The 19785-nt window shown below is 73.1% G+C and carries 14 protein-coding genes; 11 read left to right on the top strand and 3 right to left on the bottom strand.

Annotation, left to right across the window (positions count from 1 at the left end):
- Positions 1 to 14: 14 nt before the first annotated feature.
- Genes E4U91_RS09550 through E4U91_RS09540 form a run of 3 tightly spaced genes read right to left on the bottom strand, consistent with a single transcriptional unit; the run spans position 15 to position 4971 of the window.
- Positions 15 to 2534 (bottom strand): transglutaminase TgpA family protein, encoded by a 2520-nt coding sequence (locus tag E4U91_RS09550; RefSeq protein WP_168218253.1) that lies wholly within the window; start codon positions 2532 to 2534, stop codon positions 15 to 17.
- Complete coding sequence (locus tag E4U91_RS09545; protein WP_137306447.1) at positions 2534 to 3925, bottom strand: DUF58 domain-containing protein; 1392 nt, start codon at positions 3923 to 3925, stop codon at positions 2534 to 2536. The genes E4U91_RS09550 and E4U91_RS09545 overlap by 1 nt, the downstream gene beginning before the upstream one ends.
- Positions 3922 to 4971, bottom strand: coding sequence for an AAA family ATPase (locus E4U91_RS09540; RefSeq protein WP_137306446.1), 1050 nt, complete (start codon positions 4969 to 4971; stop codon positions 3922 to 3924). Before E4U91_RS09540 ends, E4U91_RS09545 begins: the two co-directional genes overlap by 4 nt.
- A gap of 658 nt (positions 4972 to 5629) precedes the next feature.
- Between E4U91_RS09540 and rsmH the strand changes: the two genes are divergently transcribed.
- The 11 genes from rsmH (at position 5630) to ftsZ (ending at position 19780) form a co-directional block, all read left to right on the top strand.
- Positions 5630 to 6586 carry a 16S rRNA (cytosine(1402)-N(4))-methyltransferase RsmH gene (gene rsmH, locus E4U91_RS09535; RefSeq protein ID WP_137306445.1) on the top strand — a complete coding sequence of 319 codons (957 nt, stop codon included), beginning with the start codon at positions 5630 to 5632 and terminating at the stop codon, positions 6584 to 6586.
- An 18-nt stretch (positions 6587 to 6604) separates the two neighbouring features.
- Positions 6605 to 7276 carry a cell division protein FtsL gene (gene ftsL / locus E4U91_RS38420; protein WP_137306444.1) on the top strand — a complete coding sequence of 224 codons (672 nt, stop codon included), beginning with the start codon at positions 6605 to 6607 and terminating at the stop codon, positions 7274 to 7276.
- Positions 7273 to 9243 (top strand): peptidoglycan D,D-transpeptidase FtsI family protein, encoded by a 1971-nt coding sequence (locus tag E4U91_RS09525; RefSeq protein ID WP_137306443.1) that lies wholly within the window; start codon positions 7273 to 7275, stop codon positions 9241 to 9243. The genes ftsL and E4U91_RS09525 overlap by 4 nt, the downstream gene beginning before the upstream one ends.
- 205 nt (positions 9244 to 9448) lie before the next feature.
- Positions 9449 to 10969, top strand: a complete 1521-nt coding sequence (locus E4U91_RS09520) for a UDP-N-acetylmuramoyl-L-alanyl-D-glutamate--2,6-diaminopimelate ligase (RefSeq protein ID WP_137306442.1) — start codon at positions 9449 to 9451, stop codon at positions 10967 to 10969.
- Positions 10970 to 10973: 4 nt separating this feature from the next.
- Complete coding sequence (locus E4U91_RS09515; protein ID WP_137306441.1) at positions 10974 to 12389, top strand: UDP-N-acetylmuramoyl-tripeptide--D-alanyl-D-alanine ligase; 1416 nt, start codon at positions 10974 to 10976, stop codon at positions 12387 to 12389.
- Positions 12386 to 13459 carry a phospho-N-acetylmuramoyl-pentapeptide-transferase gene (gene mraY / locus E4U91_RS09510; protein WP_174867780.1) on the top strand — a complete coding sequence of 358 codons (1074 nt, stop codon included), beginning with the start codon at positions 12386 to 12388 and terminating at the stop codon, positions 13457 to 13459. Before E4U91_RS09515 ends, mraY begins: the two co-directional genes overlap by 4 nt.
- On the top strand, positions 13441 to 14877 hold the full coding sequence (gene murD / locus E4U91_RS09505; RefSeq protein ID WP_137306440.1) for a UDP-N-acetylmuramoyl-L-alanine--D-glutamate ligase: 1437 nt from the start codon (positions 13441 to 13443) through the stop codon (positions 14875 to 14877). The genes mraY and murD overlap by 19 nt, the downstream gene beginning before the upstream one ends.
- Before the next feature lie 102 nt (positions 14878 to 14979).
- Positions 14980 to 16344 (top strand): putative lipid II flippase FtsW, encoded by a 1365-nt coding sequence (ftsW, locus tag E4U91_RS09500; protein ID WP_137306439.1) that lies wholly within the window; start codon positions 14980 to 14982, stop codon positions 16342 to 16344.
- 6 nt (positions 16345 to 16350) lie between these two features.
- Positions 16351 to 17448, top strand: a complete 1098-nt coding sequence (gene murG / locus E4U91_RS09495) for an undecaprenyldiphospho-muramoylpentapeptide beta-N-acetylglucosaminyltransferase (protein ID WP_137306438.1) — start codon at positions 16351 to 16353, stop codon at positions 17446 to 17448.
- 25 nt (positions 17449 to 17473) lie between these two features.
- A complete protein-coding gene (locus tag E4U91_RS09490; protein ID WP_137306437.1) occupies positions 17474 to 18283 on the top strand; it encodes a cell division protein FtsQ/DivIB in 810 nt (269 codons plus the stop codon).
- A gap of 279 nt (positions 18284 to 18562) precedes the next feature.
- Positions 18563 to 19780 (top strand): cell division protein FtsZ, encoded by a 1218-nt coding sequence (ftsZ, locus tag E4U91_RS09485; protein WP_137306436.1) that lies wholly within the window; start codon positions 18563 to 18565, stop codon positions 19778 to 19780.
- Positions 19781 to 19785 lie beyond the last annotated feature (5 nt).

Genomic DNA, 19785 nt, shown 5'->3' with positions numbered 1-19785 from the left:
TGCCCGGTCCCCCGTCAGCCGTTCTGCTGCCGGCCGCGCGGCATGCGCAGCCGCTGGGTCAGGGCCGTCCTGTGGGCCGCCCAGTCCTCACTGCGGGCCGTCCAGCGGTCGGAGAGCTCCCAGACCGCCCGCACCGCCGACCGCGGCGCCACCACCGCCCGCAGCCGGGTCCAGCGGCCGGACCGGGCCCGCAGGGCCGCCCGCGCGAGGCGCACGTCCTGGGCCAGCCCCGTCTCGGCCCGCGGCCGGGGCGCGAACAGCACCTGCTCCACGGCGCCCGCCACCCGGTACACCGAGTGGGCCGCCGTCGCGTCCAGCCCGCCGATCCGCACGATCCGCTCGGCCGCCCGGCGCGGAGTGAGCGCGTCGTCCGGGACGATGCCGTAGTCCCAGGCCGTGTCGATCAGCTCGCGCCACACCGCCAGCACCTGCGCCACGGCCGCCTCGGTCACCGCCCGTGACGCCGCGTCCGCCGGCGCACCCGGGCCGAGCGGGTCGTCGGCGTCGAGCCGCACCGCACCCGCGGGACCCTCGGAGGCCCTGCCCGGCGCACCGGCCGCGGCCGCCGAGTGCTGGGCGGACGCCAGCCGCACCGAGCGCCGCCTCAGCCGCCACAGCATCGGCAGCAGCGGCACTCCCAGCGCCAGGAGCCCGAGCGCGCTCCACGCCGCGATCCGGTACCACGGGGTGCCACCGCCCCCCTGCTGCCCGGAGTCCAGCGGCAGCGCGCCCGCGCAGCCCTCGAGCTTCTTGTCGTCGGCCGAGCAGCTGGCGCTCTCCGAGGGCGCCGTCGACGGGGCCGCCTCCGCCGAGCGCGAGGCCTGCGGCAGGTCCGGGACCGCGTCGCCGGAGGTGTCCGGCAGCGTGTACGTGGGCGTCGTCCCGCGCGTGGGCGTCGGCTCGAAGCGGGTCCAGCCGACCCCCTCGAAGTACAGCTCGGGCCAGGCGTGGGCGTCCTTCAGGCTGACCGCCACCGTGCCGTCCGCCTGCGGGGAGCCCGGCGCGAAGCCGACCGCGACCCGGGCCGGTATGCCCAGCGTCCGGGCCATCGCCGCCATCGCGAACGAGAAGTGCACGCAGAAGCCCTGCTTGTCGCGCAGGAAGCGGGCGATCGCGTCGGGACCGCTGCCGACCTCCACCTCCGTGTCGTACTGGAAGCCCCCGGTCGACGCGAAGTAGTCCTGGAGGGCGACCGCCTTCTCGTAGTCGTCGGACGCGCCCTGGGTGACCTCGCGGGCCGTGCGGTACACCACCGCCGGCACCGAGTCGGGGACCTTGGTGTACTCGTCGCGCAGCGACTGGGATGCCTTAGGCGCGGACGCCAGCTGCTGCGCCGTGGGCTGCACGTCGAGGCTCTTCACCTCGTAGGTCTTGCCGCGGGTGTTCTCGCCGTGGTCGCCGACCAGGGTCATGCCCACCGGCTCGTACCGCCACTTGCCGCCGACGCGCACGTCGCTCGGCGGGTAGGGCATGGGCAGCCAGTCCTGGGCGTACCAGTCGGCGGCCCGGACCCGGGTGGTGACCTGGGCGCGCTTGGTGTCCGGGCCGAGGCCCGCGGGTGTGGGCAGCCGGTCCGGGACCTCCACGATGTGCCGCTTGGCCGGCTTCCACGTGGTGCCGTCGAAGTCGTCCAGCGACACGATCCGCAGGTACATGTCGGACAGGTCGTCGCTGCTGGTGCGCAGGGTCAGCGCCGTGCGGTCCTGGTCGGCGTTGAGGCTGTCGCGCAGGGACACCAGCGGGTTGACCGCGGAGATGGTGCCCCCGCCGCCGGTGCCCGTGCCGACGCCCGCCCCGGTGCCGTCCAGCAGGCCGCCCTGGATCGCGGGCAGCGGCAGCAGCGGCACCGCCAGGGCCACGCCCAGCGCGACCGCGCCGATGCGCCGCCCGGTGCGCACCGGCGCCACTGGGCCGGACGGCCCGCCGGGGGTGCGCGGGGCGCCGCCGAAGACGCGCCCCCACTGCGCGAGCCGCTCACGGCCCTCGGCGAGCAGCAGCATCAGGTAGCCGGCCGCGGCGACCACGAACCACAGCCAGTCCGCCGCCCCGTCGGACAGCCCCGCGGCCACCGAGTACAGCGCGAGCAGCGGCAGCCCGGCCGGCGCGGCGTTGCGGTAGGTGACCGCGAGGGTGTCCACCACCAGGCCGATCAGCAACACCCCGCCGACCAGCATCAGCCGGATGCCGTCCGTCAGCGGGGCCGGGATGGCGTACTGCTGGACGTCGGTCGCGCCCGACTGGAGCACCTCGCCGATGTGCCGGAACGCCTGCGGGCCGGGGACCAGCCCGCCCAGCGCGTAGGGCCGGGCGAAGACCAGGGTCAGCAGCCCCACGGTGACCAGCGCCTGCGCGGCCACCGTCAGCGGGCGGGCCAGCGGCACCCGGCGGGTCGCCGCGCCCACGCCGGACTGGACGGCCAGCAGGAAGGCCGCCTGCAGCAGCCAGGTGGCGGGGTCGATCAGGGGCAGCAGGGCGGTGGCCGTCATCAGGGTGGCCGCCGCCGCGCACACCGTCACCCGGGCCCGTCCGCTGATCATGCCGTCCCCCCTCCGCCCGTGCCCGCCGTGCCGCCCGCCGCCGTGACCACGCCGCTGCGCTCCCGGTCCGCCTGGCGCCACAGCGCTTCCAGGGAGGTGCCCCGGGGCACGCCCAGCGCGGTCCAGCCGGCCTCGCGCAGCATCCGCAGCCCCTCTCCCTGCCCCTTCATCGGATCGGGCGGGCCGATCCGATGAAGGGGCTCACGCGCCCACGTCTCGCTGTCGAGGAGGAAGGCGACGGCGCCGCCGCTGCGCTGGCGCATCCGGGCGGCCACCGCGGCCTGCTCCTCGTCGAGGTCGCCGAAGAAGGCCACCAGCAGCCCCTCGTTGCCCCCGCGCAGCACGTCGTAGGCGTGGGACAGGCCCGTGCCGTCGGAGTGGTCGATCACCGCGAGGGTGTCCATCATCAGGCCGGCCGCGTCGGCCGACTCCTGGTTGGCCCCGGCGAATCCGTCGGCGCCCTCGCCGGGCACGGAGTTGCCGGTGTCGGTCAGCAACCGCACCGAGAAGCCCCGCTCCAGCATGTGCACCAGCACCGACGCGGCACCCCCGACCGCCCACTCGAACGCCGAGTCGGGGCCGGCGCCGCGGTAGGCGAGGCCCCGGGTGTCGAGCAGCACCGTGCAGCGGGAACGCTGGGGCTGCTCCTCGCGCCGCACCATCAGCTCGCCGTAGCGGGCGGTGGAGCGCCAGTGCACGCGGCGCAGGTCGTCGCCGTAGCGGTAGCCGCGGGGGATGACGTCGTCCTCGCCGGCCAGGGCCAGCGAGCGCTGCCGGCCGTCGCCGTACCCCTTGGCCTCGCCGGCCAGCCGCACCGGGGGCAGCGCCTCGACGCGGGGGATCACCGTCAGGGTGTCGGAGCTGGAGAAGGACCGGGTCAGCTCGCACATGCCGAACGGGTCGGTCAGGCGCAGCTGGAGCGGGCCCAGGGGGTAGCGGCCACGCAGGTCGGAGCGGACCCGGTAGGACACCTCGCGGCGGCCGCCCGCCTCGACCCGGTCGAGCACGAAGCGGGGGCGCGGGCCGAGGACGTAGGGCACCCGGTCCTGGAGCATCAGCAGACCGGTGGGCAGCCGCGAGACGTTGTCCATCCGCAGGTGGACGCGGGCCTCGCTCCCCGCGGGCACGCGCGCGGGGGAGAGGCGGCGGCTGCCGGCCACCCGGTAGCGCGTGCGGAAGAGGACGGCCGCGCAGATCAGCGGCAGCGCGGCCAGCAGCATCCCGACCCGCAGCAGGTCGGGCTGGCCGAGGACGTAGGCGCAGACGGCCGCCGCAAGGCCTGCCGCCAGGAAAGAGCGGCCGCGGGTGGTCAGGCCGGCCAGGGCCGTGCGCACACCGCCGGACCGGTCGCTCCGGCCGGTGTCCGCGGAGGCCGCGCCGAGGGTCATCCGAGCCTCCGGGGCGGCTGCTGGCCGTACCCCTGCGGGCCGCCGCGGCCGCCGCCCAGGCCGAAGTCCTGCGGGTGCTGGGGGGCCGCGGGGACCGGCGTGCGCTGGAGGATCTCCTCGACGACCTGCTCGGCGGTGCGGCGGTTGAGCTGCGCCTGCGCCGTGGGCAGCAGGCGGTGGGCCAGCACCGGGACGGCGAGCTGCTGGAGGTCGTCCGGGAGGGCGTAGTCCCGGCCGCCGAGGGCCGCGGAGGCCTTCGCCGCGCGCAGCAGGTGCAGCGTCGCGCGGGGCGAGGCGCCGAGTCTGAGGTCGGGGTGGGTGCGGGTGGCGGCGACCAGGTCGACCGCGTAGCGCCGGACCGTCTCGGCGACGTGGACCCCGCGCACCGCGTCGACCAGCTTGACGATCTCGTGCGCGTGGGCGACCGGCTGGAGGTCGTCCAGGGGGCTCACCCCGCCGTGCACGTCCAGCATCTGCAGCTCGGCCTCGGGGCTGGGGTAGCCGATGGACAGCCGGGCCATGAAGCGGTCGCGCTGGGCCTCGGGCAGCGGGTAGGTGCCCTCCATCTCGACCGGGTTCTGCGTGGCCACCACCATGAACGGGCTCGGCAGCTCGTAGGTCTGCCCGTCGATGGTGACCTGGCGCTCCTCCATGGACTCCAGGAGCGCCGACTGGGTCTTCGGCGAGGCGCGGTTGATCTCGTCGCCGATCACGATCTGGGCGAAGATCGCGCCCGGCTTGAACTCGAAGTCCCGGCGCTGCTGGTCCCAGATGGACACCCCGGTGATGTCCGAGGGCAGCAGGTCGGGCGTGAACTGGATGCGCCGCACCGAGCAGTCGATCGACCGCGCCAGCGCCTTGGCCAGCATCGTCTTGCCGACGCCGGGGACGTCCTCGATCAGCAGGTGCCCCTCGGCGAGCAGCACCGTCAGCGAAAGCCGTACGACCTCGGGCTTGCCCTCGATCACTCCCTCCACCGAACTGCGGATGCGCTCCACAGTGGCAGTCAGATCCGTGAGGCTCGCTCGCTCGTCATAGGTCGTCACCGGCCCTCCTCGGCCCGTTCTTCTCCGGGCCGGCCCTCCGCGCTGCGGCCGGCCCACCCCGAACACGGACGGCACGCGGGAAAAGTTCCGCATGGCGCTCCACCCGCATTCTTGCTGCCGTTACCGATTCGTGTCACTCGACTGTGGACAACTGCCCGCGTTATGTCAGGCTCCGCGGCTTTTGGTCCCGGCGGTGACAGCGAACCGACAGCGCTCCGCGGGGCGGCGGGCGTCGTGCGCGCGGGGCAGGCGCCGCGCGCACGCGTCGCGAGGGCCGTCGTCCGTCCTGGTCCGCGGGGCCTCGTGGGGCTTGTGAGGTACCCCACAGGAGTGGTGTCGGGCCGCCCGGAGGAGTGGATCCGCCCGTCGCCGCGCTTCCCGCGTCCGACGGCCGCCACGCGCGGGCCGGTTGATTGACCGCGAGACAGGGTGGACTAAAGTTGCGCGAAGCGGGAGGCACGGTCCTCCCTGCTGGACTGACTTCCCCCGTGAGGCCCCGGCGTGACCGGGCGTCTCCCCGCGTGCGCGGCGCGTACGTACGGCTCGGCCTCCTCCCGCTCCCGGTCGGCTGACGCCTCCCGGCGCCGGCGGACCTCCCCTTCACGGTGCGGGCGGGGACCCGGCGGTGCGGACCGCCCGCCGGATCTGAGAGGGCCCCTTGAGCAGCAGTCGACACGTCCCGGTGATGCTCCAGCGATGCCTGGACCTGCTGGCCCCCGCGCTGAGCGAGCCCGGCGCGGTGGTCGTGGACTGCACCCTCGGCCTCGGCGGGCACAGCGAGGCGCTGCTCGCCCGGTTCCCCGAGGCCCGCCTGGTCGCCCTGGACCGCGACAAGGAGGCCCTGCGCCTGTCCGGCGGGCGGCTCGCCCCCCACGGCGAGCGGGCCACCCTCGTCCACGCCGTCTACGACGAACTGCCCGAGGTGCTGGGGCGGCTCGGCATCGCGCGCGTGCAGGGGGTGCTGTTCGACCTCGGCGTCTCCTCCATGCAGCTCGACGAGGCCGACCGCGGCTTCGCCTACGCCCAGGACGCCCCGCTCGACATGCGTATGGACCAGACGACCGGCATGAGCGCCGCCGAGGTCCTCAACACCTACCCGCCCGGCGAACTGGTGCGCATCCTGCGCGCGTACGGCGAGGAGAAGCAGGCCAAGCGGATCGTCTCGGCCGTCGTGCGCGAGCGCGAGAAGGAACCCTTCACCACCAGCGCACGGCTCGTCGAGCTGATCCGCGACGCCCTGCCGCAGGCCGCCAAGCGCACCGGCGGCAACCCGGCCAAGCGGACCTTCCAGGCGCTGCGCATCGAGGTCAACGGCGAACTCTCCGTCCTGGAGCGGGCGATCCCGGCCGCCGTGCGGTCCCTCGCGGTGGGCGGGCGGATCGCCGTGCTGTCGTACCACTCGCTGGAGGACCGACTGGTCAAGCAGGTCTTCGCGGCCGGCGCCGCGTCCACCGCCCCGCCCGGGCTGCCCGTCGTCCCCGAGCGCTACCAGCCCCGGCTCAAGCTGCTCACGCGCGGTGCCGAACTTCCCACCGAGGAAGAGATCGCCGAGAACCGGCGGGCCGCGCCGGCCCGGCTGCGCGGGGCCGAGCGCATCAGGGAGGACGTCGAGTGAGGGATCCGCACCGTGCCAGTGAGTAGGAAACCGCGCCTCAGGGGCCGGGCCGAGCGGCTCGCCCGGCTGCTGCCGGGCCGGCCGCGCCAGGCCGCCCGCACGCCCTTCGTCCTGCTCGTCGTCCTCCTCCTCGGCGGCGGACTGATCGGTCTGCTGGTGCTCAACTCCGCGCTCAGCGAGGGCGCGTTCCAGATGGACGACCTCCAGCGGGACACCAAGAACCTCACCGACGAGGAGCAGGCGCTCCAGCGTGACATCGACTCCTACTCCGCGCCGGACGCCCTCCAGCGCCGCGCCCGCGAACTCGGCATGGTCCCCGGGGGCGACCCCGTCTTCCTGGACCCCGACGGCACCGTGAAAGGCGTTCCCTCGCCCGCCGCGCAGTCCGACGGCGACTCCGCGTACGTACGGCCCCCGGAGGCCATCACGCTCGGGCAGACCCTCGAACAGACCTCGCCCAGCCCGGAGCCCGCCACGACCGACGACCCCGGCGGGCCGTCCGACGACGGCCAGAGTGCCGGCACCGGTCAGACCGTCACCGGCCAGACCGCCGACGCCGGTCAGACGGGCACCGCCGGCCAGGCAGGCACCGCCGGCCAGACCGCCGGCTCCGGCGATCCCGCGCAGGGCACCGTGCCCGGCGCGGCCCCCCTGTCCCGCACGTCCCCGACTCCGACCCCCGGCAGGTGACGGAAGTGGTCGACCCCTCCCGCAGGCAGCCGCCGCGCCGACGCGTGCCCGGCCCCGCCCGCCCCGCCCCCGCGCAGCGCCGCCCGGGCCCCGGCGCGCGGCCCGCCCGCCGCCCGGCGCCGGGCCGCCCGGCCGCCCCGCGCGTCATCAAGCTCGGCAGCCCCCGGCCCCGGCTGCGCATGGTGGGCCTCGCACTGACCCTGGTCCTGGCCGCCTTCGTGCTGCGGCTGTTCCAGGTGCAGGCCGTCGACGCGAGCACCTACGCGGCCAAGGCCGACCAGAACCGGTACGTCGGGCAGGTGCTCGCCGCCGAGCGCGGCGAGATCACCGACCGCACCGGGGTCGCCCTCGCCACCAGCGAGGACGCCTACGACATCACGGCCGACCCCACGATGTTCAGCCGCGCGCAGCTCAAGGTCGACGACGGCCCCGAGCAGGCGGCCGCCCTCCTCGCGCCGATCCTCGGCCAGGAACAGTCCGCCCTGGTCGGGAAGTTGCGGCCGAAGAACCCCGACACCCGCTACACCAAGCTCGCCGGACGGCAGACCCCGCAGGTCTGGAAGCAGATCAAGGACCTCAAGAGCGCCCTCGCCGCCAAGGCCAGGACCGACCGCTCCACCGTCAACGTCCTCGCGGGCGTGTTCTCCGTGCCCAGCACCAAGCGCGTGTACCCCAACGGCGACCTCGCCGCCGGGATACTGGGCTGGGTCAACGCCGAGGGCAAGGGCGGCGGCGGTGTCGAGCAGCAGCTGAACACCACGCTCTCCGGCAAGGACGGCAAGATCCGCTACGCCCAGTCGGGCGGCCGCCAGGTGCCCACCGTCGGCTCCGCCGAGACGCCCGCCGTGCCCGGCGCCGACGTCGAGCTGACGATCGACCGGGACATCCAGTGGGCCGCGCAGAACGCCATCACCGAGCAGGTGGCCAAGTCCAAGGCGGACCGCGGCTACGTCGTCGTCCAGGACGCGCGCACCGGCGAGATCCTCGCGATGGCCAACTCGCCGGGCTTCGACCCCAACGACCTGTCCTCCGCGAACCCCGCCGCGCTCGGCAACGCCGCCCTGCAGGACGCGTACGAGCCCGGCTCCACCGCCAAAGTCATGTCGATGGCCGCGGTGCTGGAGGAGGACGCCGCCACCCCGCTCACCCACGTCACGGTGCCCAACCGGCTGCACCGCGGCGACCGGCTCTTCCAGGACGACATCGACCACGCGACCTGGTACCTCACGCTCAACGGCGTGCTCGCCAAGTCGTCGAACATCGGCACCATCCTGGCCACCGGACAGCTCGGCAAGACCCAGGCGCAGGCCAACCAGGTCCTCTACTCGTACCTGCGCAAGTTCGGCATCGGCAGCTACACCGGCCTCGACTTCCCCGGCGAGACCAAGGGCATCCTCGCGCCGCCCGGCAAGTGGTCCACCTCGCAGCAGTACACGATTCCTTTCGGCCAGGGCGTGTCCATCAACGCCGTTCAGGCGGCGTCCGTGTACTCGACGATCGCCAACGGCGGCGTCCGCGTCCAGCCCACCCTGGTGCGTGGGACCAAGGGCCCCGACGGGCACTTCACCCCGGCCCCCACCCCGAAGAAGACGCGGGTGGTCAGCGCGGGGACGGCCAAGGACCTGTCCCGGATGCTGGAGTCCGTGGTGGACGACCGGGAGGGCACCGGCACCAAGGCCCGCATCCCCGGCTACCGCGTGGCGGGCAAGACCGGCACGGCCAACCGCGTGGATCCGGCCACCGGCAAGTACCGCGGCTACACGTCGTCGTTCGCCGGGTTCGCCCCCGCCGACAACCCGCGGATCACGGTGTACTGCGCCATCCAGAACGCCACCGCGGGCAGCTACTTCGGCGGCCAGATCTGCGGCCCCATCTACAAGCAGGTGATGGAGTTCGCCCTGAAGACCCTCCAGGTCCCGCCGACCGGCGGCAGGCCCGCGAACCTGCCGGTCTCCTTCGCCCCCTGACCCCCGGCCACACGGCCGTCCCCGCCCTCCCGACCCCTCCGTTCAGCGCCGAACAGCCAGGATCCAGCCCGTGACCATGATCACTCCCGGTCCCGACGACCACCGTCCGCCCGCGGCCTCGCTTCGCCCGCAGGCGGGTGCGCCCGGTACGCTCACCGCCGTGCCACACGCTGATCAGTCCCGAACCACCCAGAAGGGGCATCCTGTGACCTACCCGGGACTGCCCCGGCCGGAGCGGCTCTCCGCCACACCCCTCGCGGAGCTGGCCGACCAGCTGGGTACCGCCACGCCCGACGCGGCCGCCGGAATCACGGGGATCACCCATGACTCCCGCGCCGTGCGCCCCGGCGACCTGTACGCCGCCCTGCCCGGGGCCCGCGCCCACGGCGCCGACTTCGTCACCCAGGCCGCCGGCCTCGGCGCCGCCGCCGTGCTCACCGACCCGGCCGGCGCCGAACGCGCCGCCGCGACCGGCCTGCCGGTCCTCGTGGTCGACGACCCGCGCGGACGGATGGGCGAACTGGCGGCCGCGATCTACGGCCGGCCGGGCCGCGACCTGCTCCAGATCGGCATCACCGGCACCTCCGGCAAGACCACCACCGCCTACCTCGTCGAGGGCGGCCTGAAGACCGTGCGCAGCACCGGTCTCATCGGCACCGTCGAGATGCGCATCGGCGACGAGCGCATCAAGTCCGAGCGCACCACCCCCGAAGCCACCGACCTGCAGGCGCTGTTCGCCGTCATGCGCGAACGCGGCGTCGAGGCCGTCGCCATGGAGGTCTCCAGCCACGCCCTGGTCCTCGGCCGGGTCGACGGCTGCGTCTTCGACGTGGCCGTCTTCACCAACCTCAGCCCGGAACACATGGAGTTCCACTCCGACATGGAGGACTACTTCCGGGCCAAGGCGCAGCTGTTCACACCGCTGCGCAGCAGGCTCGGCGTGGTCAACGCCGACGACGACCACGGCCGCCGGCTGGCCCGGGAGGCGACCGTCCCGGTCGTCACCTACTCCGCCGAGGGCCACCAGGACGCCGACTGGCGCGCCGAGGACGTCCGGATCGGCCCGATGGACTCGACGTTCACCGTCGTGGGCCCGCGGGGCGAGCGGATCGCCGCCAGGTCGCCGCTGCCCGGCCCGTTCAACGTGGCCAACACGCTCGCCGCGATCGTCGCCCTCGCCGCGGCCGGGCTCGATCCGCAGGCCGCCGCCGACGGCGTCGCCGCCGTGCCGGGCGTACCGGGCCGCCTGGAGCGGGTGGACGCCGGGCAGCCGTACCTCGCGGTCGTCGACTACGCCCACAAGACCGACGCCGTCGAGTCGGTCCTCAAGGCCCTGCGCAAGGTCACCAAGGGCCGGCTGCACGTCGTCCTCGGCTGCGGCGGCGACCGCGACCGGACCAAGCGGGCGCCGATGGGCGCCGCCGTCGCGCGGCTCGCCGACACCGCCGTGCTGACCTCCGACAACCCCCGCTCCGAGGATCCCCTCGCGATCCTCGCCACCATGCTCGAGGGCGCGGCCTCCGTGCCCGCGCACGAGCGCGGCGAGGTCGTGCTGTTCGAGGACCGGGCGGCCGCGATCGCCGCCGCCGTGGCCCGCGCGCAGCCCGGGGACACCGTGCTGGTCGCGGGCAAGGGCCACGAACAGGGCCAGGACATCGCCGGGGTGGTCCGTCCGTTCGACGACCGCCAGGTGCTTCGCGAAGCTATCCAGAAGACCCAGGGATGAACTTGTGATCGCCCTCTCCCTCGCCGAGATCGCAGAAGTCGTCGGCGGACAGACCCACGACATACCGGATCCGTCCGTGCAGGTCACCGGACCGGTCGTCCGGGACTCCCGTGAGGCGGTGCCCGGCAGCCTCTTCGTCGCCTTCGTCGGCGAACGCGTCGACGGCCACGACTTCGCGGACCAGGTCGTCGAGTCCGGCGCCGTCGCCGTCCTGGCCTCCCGCCCGGTCGGCGTCCCCGCGATCGTCGTGGACGACGTCCAGCGGGCACTCGGCGCCCTCGCCCGCCGCGTCGTCACCGACCTCGGCGCGACCCTCGTCGGCCTCACCGGGTCCGCCGGCAAGACCAGCACCAAGGACCTCATCGCCCAGGTGCTGCAGCGCAAGGCGCCCACCGTCTACACCCCCGGCTCCCTCAACAACGAGATCGGGCTCCCGCTGACCGCGCTGACCGCCACCGAGGAAACCCGGTTCCTGGTGCTGGAGATGGGCGCGCGCGGCATCGGCCACATCCGCTACCTCACCGAGCTGACCCCGCCGCGGATCGGCCTCGTCCTCAACGTCGGCAGCGCCCACATCGGCGAGTTCGGCGGCCGTGAGCAGATCGCCCAGGCCAAGGGCGAGTTGGTGGAGGCGCTGCCGCCGGCCGAGGAGGGCGGCACCGCGGTCCTCAACGCCGACGACCCGTTGGTCCGGGCCATGGCCTCCCGTACGAAGGCGAAGGTGGTCCTTTTCGGAGAGTCCGACGAAGCGGACGTTCGCGCCGAGAACGTGCGACTCACGGACAGCGGACAGCCCGCCTTCAGACTTCACACACCCTCCGGTGCAAGCGATGTGACCATGCGCCTGTACGGTGAGCACCACGTGTCGAACGCGCTCGCCGCGGCCGCCGTCGCCCATGAGCTGGGCATGTCCGCGCAAGAGATCGCCACCGCGCTCTCCGAGGCGGGCTCCCTCTCCCGCTGGCGCATGGAGGTCACCGAGCGCCCGGACGGCGTGACCATCGTCAACGACGCCTACAACGCCAACCCCGAGTCCATGAAGGCCGCTCTGCGCGCGCTGGTGGCCATGGGCAGGGGGCGGCGGACCTGGGCGGTGCTCGGCAAGATGGCCGAGCTCGGGGACGAGGCTCTCGCCGAGCACGACGCGGTCGGACGGCTCGCCGTCCGGCTCAACGTCAGCAAGCTCGTCGCGGTCGGGGGGATCGAAGCCTCCTGGCTGCAACTGGGCGCATATAACGAGGGTTCGTGGGGTGAGGAGTCGGTGCACGTGTCCGACGCACAGGCGGCGGTCGACCTGTTGCGCAGCGAGCTGCGCCCGGGGGACGTCGTCCTCGTGAAGGCGTCCCGTTCGGTCGGCCTGGAGGGCGTCGCGCAGGCGCTGCTCGAGACCGGTGCCGAGGGTGAGGTTTCCGCCCGATGATGAAGCAGATCCTGTTCGCCGGTGTCATCGGTCTGTTCCTGACGCTGATCGGCACCCCGCTGCTGATCAAGCTCCTGGCGCGCAAGGGGTACGGCCAGTACATCCGGGACGACGGCCCGCGCGAGCACGCCAGCAAGCGCGGTACGCCGACGATGGGCGGCATCGCCTTCATCCTGGCCACGATCGCGGCCTACTTCCTGTCCAAGCTCATCACCGGCTACCCGCCGACCTACTCCGGCCTGCTGGTGCTGGGCCTGATGGCCGGCATGGGCCTGGTCGGCTTCCTCGACGACTACATCAAGATCGTCAAGCGGCGCTCGCTGGGCCTGCGGGCCAAGGCCAAGATGGCGGGCCAGCTGCTCGGCGGCGTCGCGTTCGCCGTGCTGTCGCTGCAGTTCGCCGACTCCCGCGGCAACACCCCGGCGTCCACCAAGCTGTCGTTCATCACCGACTTCGGCTGGACCATCGGCCCGGTGCTGTTCGTGGTCTGGGCGCTGTTCATGATCCTCGCGATGTCGAACGGCGTGAACCTCACCGACGGCCTGGACGGCCTGGCCACCGGCGCCTCCGTCCTCGTCTTCGGCGCCTACACCTTCATCGGCGTCTGGCAGTTCCAGGAGTCCTGCGCCAACGGCGAGACCCTCACCAACCCCAACGCCTGCTACGAGGTGCGCGATCCGCTGGACCTCGCCGTGGTCTCCGCCGCCCTGATGGGCGCCTGCCTCGGCTTCCTGTGGTGGAACACCTCGCCGGCCAAGATCTTCATGGGCGACACCGGTTCGCTCGCGCTCGGCGGTGTGCTCGCGGGCCTCGCGATCTGCTCCCGCACCGAGCTGCTGCTCGCCATCCTGGGCGGTCTGTTCGTCCTGATCACCATGTCGGTGGTCATCCAGGTCGGCTCGTTCCGGCTGACCGGCAGGCGCGTCTTCCGGATGGCGCCACTGCAGCACCACTTCGAACTCAAGGGCTGGTCCGAAGTCCTGGTCGTGGTCCGCTTCTGGATCATCCAGGGCATCTGCGTCATCGTCGGACTGGGCCTCTTCTACGCGGGATGGGCAGCGGACAAGTGACCGACTGGCAGGGGAAGCACGTCACCGTCGCCGGACTCGGCGTCTCCGGCGTCCCGGCGGCCAAGGTGCTGCACGGGCTCGGCGCGCGGGTCACCGTCGTCAACGACGGCGACGACGCCCGCGCGCGGGAGCAGGCCGCCGCGCTGGAGGCCCTGGGCGTCACCGTGCGCCTCGGCGACGGCGCCACCCTGCCCGAGGGCACCGAACTCGTCGTCACCGCGCCCGGCTGGCAGCCCGACAAGCCGCTGTTCCTCGCCGCCGAGCGGGCCGGCGTGCCGGTCTGGGGCGACGTGGAGCTGGCCTGGCGGCTGCGCGGCACCGTCCCCGGCAAGCCGGTGGCCCCCTGGCTGTGCGTCACCGGCACCAACGGCAAGACCACCACCACGCAGATGCTGGCCTCCATCCTGCGGGCGGCCGGCCTGCGCACCGCGGCCGTCGGCAACATCGGCGTCTCGCTGCTCGACGCGGTCCTCGGCGAGGAGCCGTACGACGTCCTCGCGGTGGAGCTGTCCAGCTACCAGCTGCACTGGGCGCCCTCGCTGCGCGCCCACTCCGCGGCGGTGCTCAACCTCGCCCCGGACCACCTCGACTGGCACGGCTCCATGGAGGCGTACGCCCGCGACAAGGGCCGCGTCTACGAGGGCAACCAGGTCGCCTGCGTCTACAACGTCGCCGACAAGGCCACCGAGGACCTGGTGCGCGAGGCCGACGTCGAGGAGGGCTGCCGGGCCATCGGCTTCACCCTCGGCACCCCGGGTCCCTCCCAACTCGGCGTCGTGGACGGCATCCTGGTCGACCGCGCGTTCGTGGAGAACCGGCGGGAGAGCGCCCAGGAGCTCGCCGAGGTCTCCGACGTGAACCCGCCGGCCCCGCACAACATCGCCAACGCCCTTGCCGCGGCGGCCCTCGCGCGCGCCTTCGGGGTGCCGCCGCAGGCCGTACGGGACGGTCTGCGGGCCTTCACCCCGGACGCCCACCGCATCGCCCACGTCGCGGACGTGGACGGTGTCGCGTACGTCGACGACTCCAAGGCCACCAACACGCACGCGGCGGAAGCCTCGTTGGCGGCGTACGGGTCGATCGTGTGGATCGCCGGCGGTCTCGCCAAGGGCGCCACCTTCGACGAACTGGTCGCGCGCTCCGCCGGGCGGCTGCGCGGCGTCGTCCTCATCGGCGCCGACCGGGCGCTGATCCGGGAGGCGCTCGCGCGACACGCCCCCGAAGTCCCCGTGGTGGACCTCGACCGGACGGACACTGGGGCGATGCTCCAGGCCGTCCAGGAGGCGGCACGGCTGGCGCAGCCCGGCGACACGGTGCTGCTGGCCCCGGCCTGTGCCTCCATGGACATGTTCGCCAACTACAACAAGCGCGGTGACGCGTTCGCGGAGGCGGTCCGCGAACTCGGCGCGGGCGCCTGACGGCGGGTCTCGGCCGCGACAGTCGCTCGGGACCCATGGAGGGACGCGTGACTCGGATGTCGCTGGGACCAGTCGGCTCGGGTACCCGGGCGGTGAGTGCCGATGCCCGGTAGCCGTACCGGAGGACCGTCCGTCCAGCGGGCCGTGCGGCGGCCCGCCGCCCCGCGGGCGCCGCGCGAGAACCCCGTGCTGCGGACGTACACCCGCGCCCGCCGGGCCTGGGACCGGCCGCTGACCGCCTACTACCTGATCCTCGGCGGCAGTCTGCTGATCACCGTGCTGGGGCTGGTGATGGTCTACTCGGCCTCCCAGATCACCGCGCTGCAGATGTCGTTGCCGGGGTCGTTCTTCTTCCGCAAACAGTTCCTGGCCGCCGCGATCGGCGCCGGGCTGCTGCTGGTCGCCTCACGGATGCCGGTCCGGCTGCACCGGGCGCTGGCCTACCCGATCCTGGCCGGCGCGGTCTTCCTGATGGCCCTGGTGCAGGTGCCGGGGATAGGGATGGCGGTCAACGGCAACCAGAACTGGATCTCCCTGGGCGGCTCCTTCCAGATCCAGCCCAGTGAGTTCGGCAAGCTCGCCCTGGTGCTGTGGGGCGCCGACCTGCTGGCCCGCAAGCAGGACAAGAGGCTGCTCACGCAGTGGAAGCACATGCTGGTGCCGCTCGTCCCGGTCGCCTTCCTGCTGCTCGGGCTGATCATGCTCGGCGGCGACATGGGCACCGCGATCATCCTCACCGCGATCCTGTTCGGCCTGCTGTGGCTGGCCGGTGCGCCGACCCGGCTGTTCGTCGGGGTGCTGTCGATCGCCGGGGTGCTCGGTGTGATCCTGATCAAGACCAGCCCCAACCGGATGGCCCGGCTGGCCTGCATCGGCGCCACCGAGCCCAAGTCCGGCGCCGCCGACTGCTGGCAGGCCGTGCACGGCATCTACGCCCTGGCCTCGGGCGGGATCTTCGGTTCCGGGCTGGGGGCGAGTGTGGAGAAATGGGGCCAACTCCCCGAAGCGCACACCGACTTCATCTTCGCCGTCACCGGTGAGGAACTGGGTCTGGCGGGGACGCTGTCGGTGCTCGCCCTGTTCGCGGCTCTAGGCTATGCGGGTATCCGCGTGGCCGGTCGCACGGAGGACCCCTTCGTGAGGTATGCCGCGGGAGGCGTGACCACCTGGATCACGGCGCAGGCCGTGATCAACATCGGTGCGGTGCTCGGCCTGCTGCCGATCGCCGGCGTCCCGCTCCCGCTGTTCTCCTACGGGGGGTCCGCCCTGCTGCCGACCATGTTCGCCATCGGGCTGCTGATCGCGTTCGCGCGTGACGAGCCCGCTGCGCGGGCGGCGCTTGCGATGCGGCAACCCCGCTTTGGTAGAAAGCGGGGGGCTGGGGGCACTCTTTCCGATCGACGTCCCCGGAGATGGAACACGATGCGACGGCGTGCCTCGGCGGCGCGTTCGTCCGGAGAGCGGTGAATTTCGGTGCATGTCGTACTCGCCGGTGGGGGGACCGCCGGCCACATCGAGCCCGCGCTCGCCCTCGCGGACGCCCTGCGCAGGCAGGATCCGACCGTGGGGATCACGGCCCTGGGCACGGAGCGCGGCCTGGAGACCCAGCTCGTCCCGCAGCGGGGCTACGAGCTCGCGCTGATCCCGGCGGTGCCGCTGCCGCGCAAGCCCACCCCCGAACTGATCACGGTGCCGGGCCGGCTGCGCGGCACGATCAAGGCGACCGAGCAGATCCTGGAGCGCACCAAGGCGGACGTCGTGGTCGGCTTCGGCGGTTACGTCGCGCTGCCCGGCTACCTGGCCGCCAAGCGCCTCGGCGTGCCCATCGTGATCCACGAGGCCAACGCCCGCCCCGGCCTGGCCAACAAGATCGGCTCCCGGTACGCCGCCCAGGTGGCCGTGGCCACCCCGGACAGCAAGCTGCGCAACTCCCGCTACATCGGGATCCCGTTGCGGCACTCCATCGCGACCCTGGACCGGGCCGCGGCCCGCCCCGAGGCCCGGCACCTGTTCGGCCTGGACCCCAACCTGCCGACGCTGCTGGTCTCCGGCGGCTCGCAGGGCGCCCGCCGCCTCAACGAGGTGGTCCAGCAGGTCGCGCCGTGGCTGCAGCAGGCCGGCATCCAGATCCTGCACGCGGTCGGCCCGAAGAACGAACTGCCGCAGGTGCAGCAGATGCCGGGGATGCCCCCCTACATCCCGGTAAGTTACCTGGACCGGATGGACCTCGCGTACGCCGCGGCCGACATGATGCTGTGCCGCGCGGGCGCGATGACCGTCGCCGAACTCTCCGCCGTCGGGCTCCCGGCCGCTTACGTCCCGCTGCCCATCGGCAACGGCGAACAGCGGCTGAACGCCCAGCCGGTGGTCAAGGCCGGCGGCGGACTGCTGGTCGACGACGCGGAGCTGACCCCGGAGTGGGTCCGGCAGAACGTCCTGCCCGTGCTCGCCGACCCGCACCGGCTGTACGAGATGTCCCGCGCCGCCGCCGAGTTCGGCCGCCGGGACGCGGACGACCTCCTCGTCCGCATGGTGTACGAGGCGATCGCCGCGCATCGTGCACAGCGCTAGGAGCACATGACGAAAGGGCAGGAGCGTGGCCGGACCAACTTCCACCGCCGAACGCGGTGCACGCCGACAGGAGTCGTCCGGCCCGCCCCCCGCCCGGGCATCGGCCCGTCGGCGCCTTCGTACGATCATCATCCTCGCGGTCGCCCTGGTGGTGTGCGGCGGAGGCGTCACCTGGCTGCTCTACGGCTCGCCGTGGCTGCGGGCGGAGCGTGTCTCCGTCTCCGGCACGGACGTACTGACGCCCCGGCAGGTGCGCGAGGCCGCCGACGTGCCCGTGGGACAGCCGATGGTCTCCCTGGACACCGACACCATCGCCGCCCGGGTGCGGCGGGCGCTGCCGCGCGTCGACCGGGTGGACGTGACGCGTTCCTGGCCGCACGGGATCCGTCTCGAAGTGACCGAGCGCACGCCGGTCCTGCTCCTCGCGGGCACCGGGCGCAAGGCCGGCACCTTCACGGAAGTGGACGACGACGGCGTCCGGTTCGCCACCGTCCCCCGGGCCCCGAAGGGCGTACCGCTCCTGGCGCTGGCCGCCTCCTCGCGCGGCTCGGCCTCGGCCAGTCTGCGCCGCTTCGGCGAGGACCGGCTGGTGCGCGAGGCGGTCCGGGTGGCCGGGGACGTCCCGGCCGCCGTGGCTCGCGTCACCAGGACCGTGAAGGTGCGCTCCTTCGACGCCGTCTCACTGGAGTTGGGCGACGGGCGCACGGTCGCGTGGGGGAGCTCCGAGCAGGGGGCCGCGAAGGCCCGTGCGCTCACCGCTCTCATGAAAGCATCCCCGGACGCACGGCACTTCGACGTCAGCGTTCCCACCGCCCCTGCGTCAGCGGGGAGTTGACGCACATCAGCGCAGGCCAGCACCCTGGTTGGGCAGCGACATGGCTGATCACATAGGGTGAAAAGAAAAACGGGAGGTTCGGCGTGTTCGTTGAACGGGCGCCACTTGTCGACTTAGTGTCCTGTTCAGAAGACTCCAAGGAACGGACACACTGGTAACCCTAAACTTCAGCGTTAGGGTTCGGGTCGGCGCAAACGGACCGTCCCATTCGGCATCAGTCGGCGGAGCGCGGACGACCGCGCACCGACGACACGTAACTCGAGGCGAGAGGCCTTCGACGTGGCAGCACCGCAGAACTACCTCGCAGTCATCAAAGTCATCGGTGTCGGCGGCGGTGGTGTCAATGCCATCAACCGGATGATCGAGGTCGGTCTCAAGGGCGTCGAGTTCATCGCCATCAACACCGACGCGCAGGCGCTGTTGATGAGCGACGCCGACGTCAAGCTCGACGTCGGCCGCGAACTCACCCGCGGACTCGGCGCCGGCGCCAACCCGGCCGTCGGCCGCAAGGCCGCCGAGGATCACCGCGAGGAGATCGAGGAGGTCCTCAAGGGGGCCGACATGGTCTTCGTGACGGCCGGTGAAGGCGGCGGCACCGGCACCGGCGGGGCCCCCGTCGTGGCCAACATCGCACGCAACCTCGGCGCCCTCACCATCGGCGTGGTCACCCGCCCGTTCACCTTCGAGGGACGGCGCCGCGCCAACCAGGCCGAGGACGGCATCGCCGAACTCCGCGAAGAGGTCGACACCCTCATCGTCATCCCCAACGACCGGCTGCTGTCCATCTCGGACCGCCAGGTCTCGGTCCTCGACGCCTTCAAGTCGGCCGACCAGGTCCTGCTCTCCGGCGTCCAGGGCATCACCGACCTGATCACCACCCCCGGCCTGATCAACCTGGACTTCGCCGACGTCAAGTCGGTCATGTCTGAGGCCGGTTCGGCGCTCATGGGCATCGGCTCCGCCCGCGGCGACGACCGCGCGGTGGCCGCGGCCGAGATGGCGATCTCCTCGCCGCTGCTGGAAGCGTCCATCGACGGCGCCCGTGGCGTGCTGCTGTCCATCTCCGGCGGCTCCGACCTCGGCCTGTTCGAGATCAACGAGGCCGCCCAGCTGGTCAGCGAGGCCGCCCACCCCGAGGCGAACATCATCTTCGGCGCGGTCATCGACGACGCCCTCGGCGACGAGGTGCGGGTCACCGTGATCGCGGCCGGCTTCGACGGGGGCCAGCCCCCGGCCCGCCGGGACAACGTCCTCGGCTCGTCCTCGACATCGGCCCCGGCGCCCTCCGCGGCGGCCCGCCGCGAGGAGCCCACGCCGGTACGGCAGCCCGAGTCCCGGCCGAGCTTCGGCTCGCTCGGCAGCGTGACGCCGAAGGAGAAGGCCGAGCCCGCGCCCGAGCCGGTCGCCGACCTCCCGGTCGCCCCGCCGGTGCCGCCGTCGCGGACCTACGCCGACAGCGCGGCCGAGGAACTGGACGTACCGGACTTCCTCAAGTGATCCTT

Origin of the sequence: Streptomyces lasalocidi (genome assembly GCF_005280215.1) — a bacterium.
GTDB lineage: Bacteria > Actinomycetota > Actinomycetes > Streptomycetales > Streptomycetaceae > Streptomyces > Streptomyces longwoodensis.
Note: the sequence above shows the minus strand (reverse complement) of the source record. Positions and strands in the feature narration are given on the sequence as shown.

Excerpts from the sequence above, each read along its gene's own strand:
- E4U91_RS09545 (WP_137306447.1), bottom strand. The coding sequence starts at position 3,925 with ATGACCCTCGGCGCGGCCTCCGCGGACACCGGCCGGAGCGACCGGTCC.
- mraY (WP_174867780.1), top strand. The coding sequence starts at position 12,386 with ATGATGAAGCAGATCCTGTTCGCCGGTGTCATCGGTCTGTTCCTGACG.
- murD (WP_137306440.1), top strand. The coding sequence starts at position 13,441 with ATGGGCAGCGGACAAGTGACCGACTGGCAGGGGAAGCACGTCACCGTC.
- ftsW (WP_137306439.1), top strand. The coding sequence starts at position 14,980 with ATGCCCGGTAGCCGTACCGGAGGACCGTCCGTCCAGCGGGCCGTGCGG.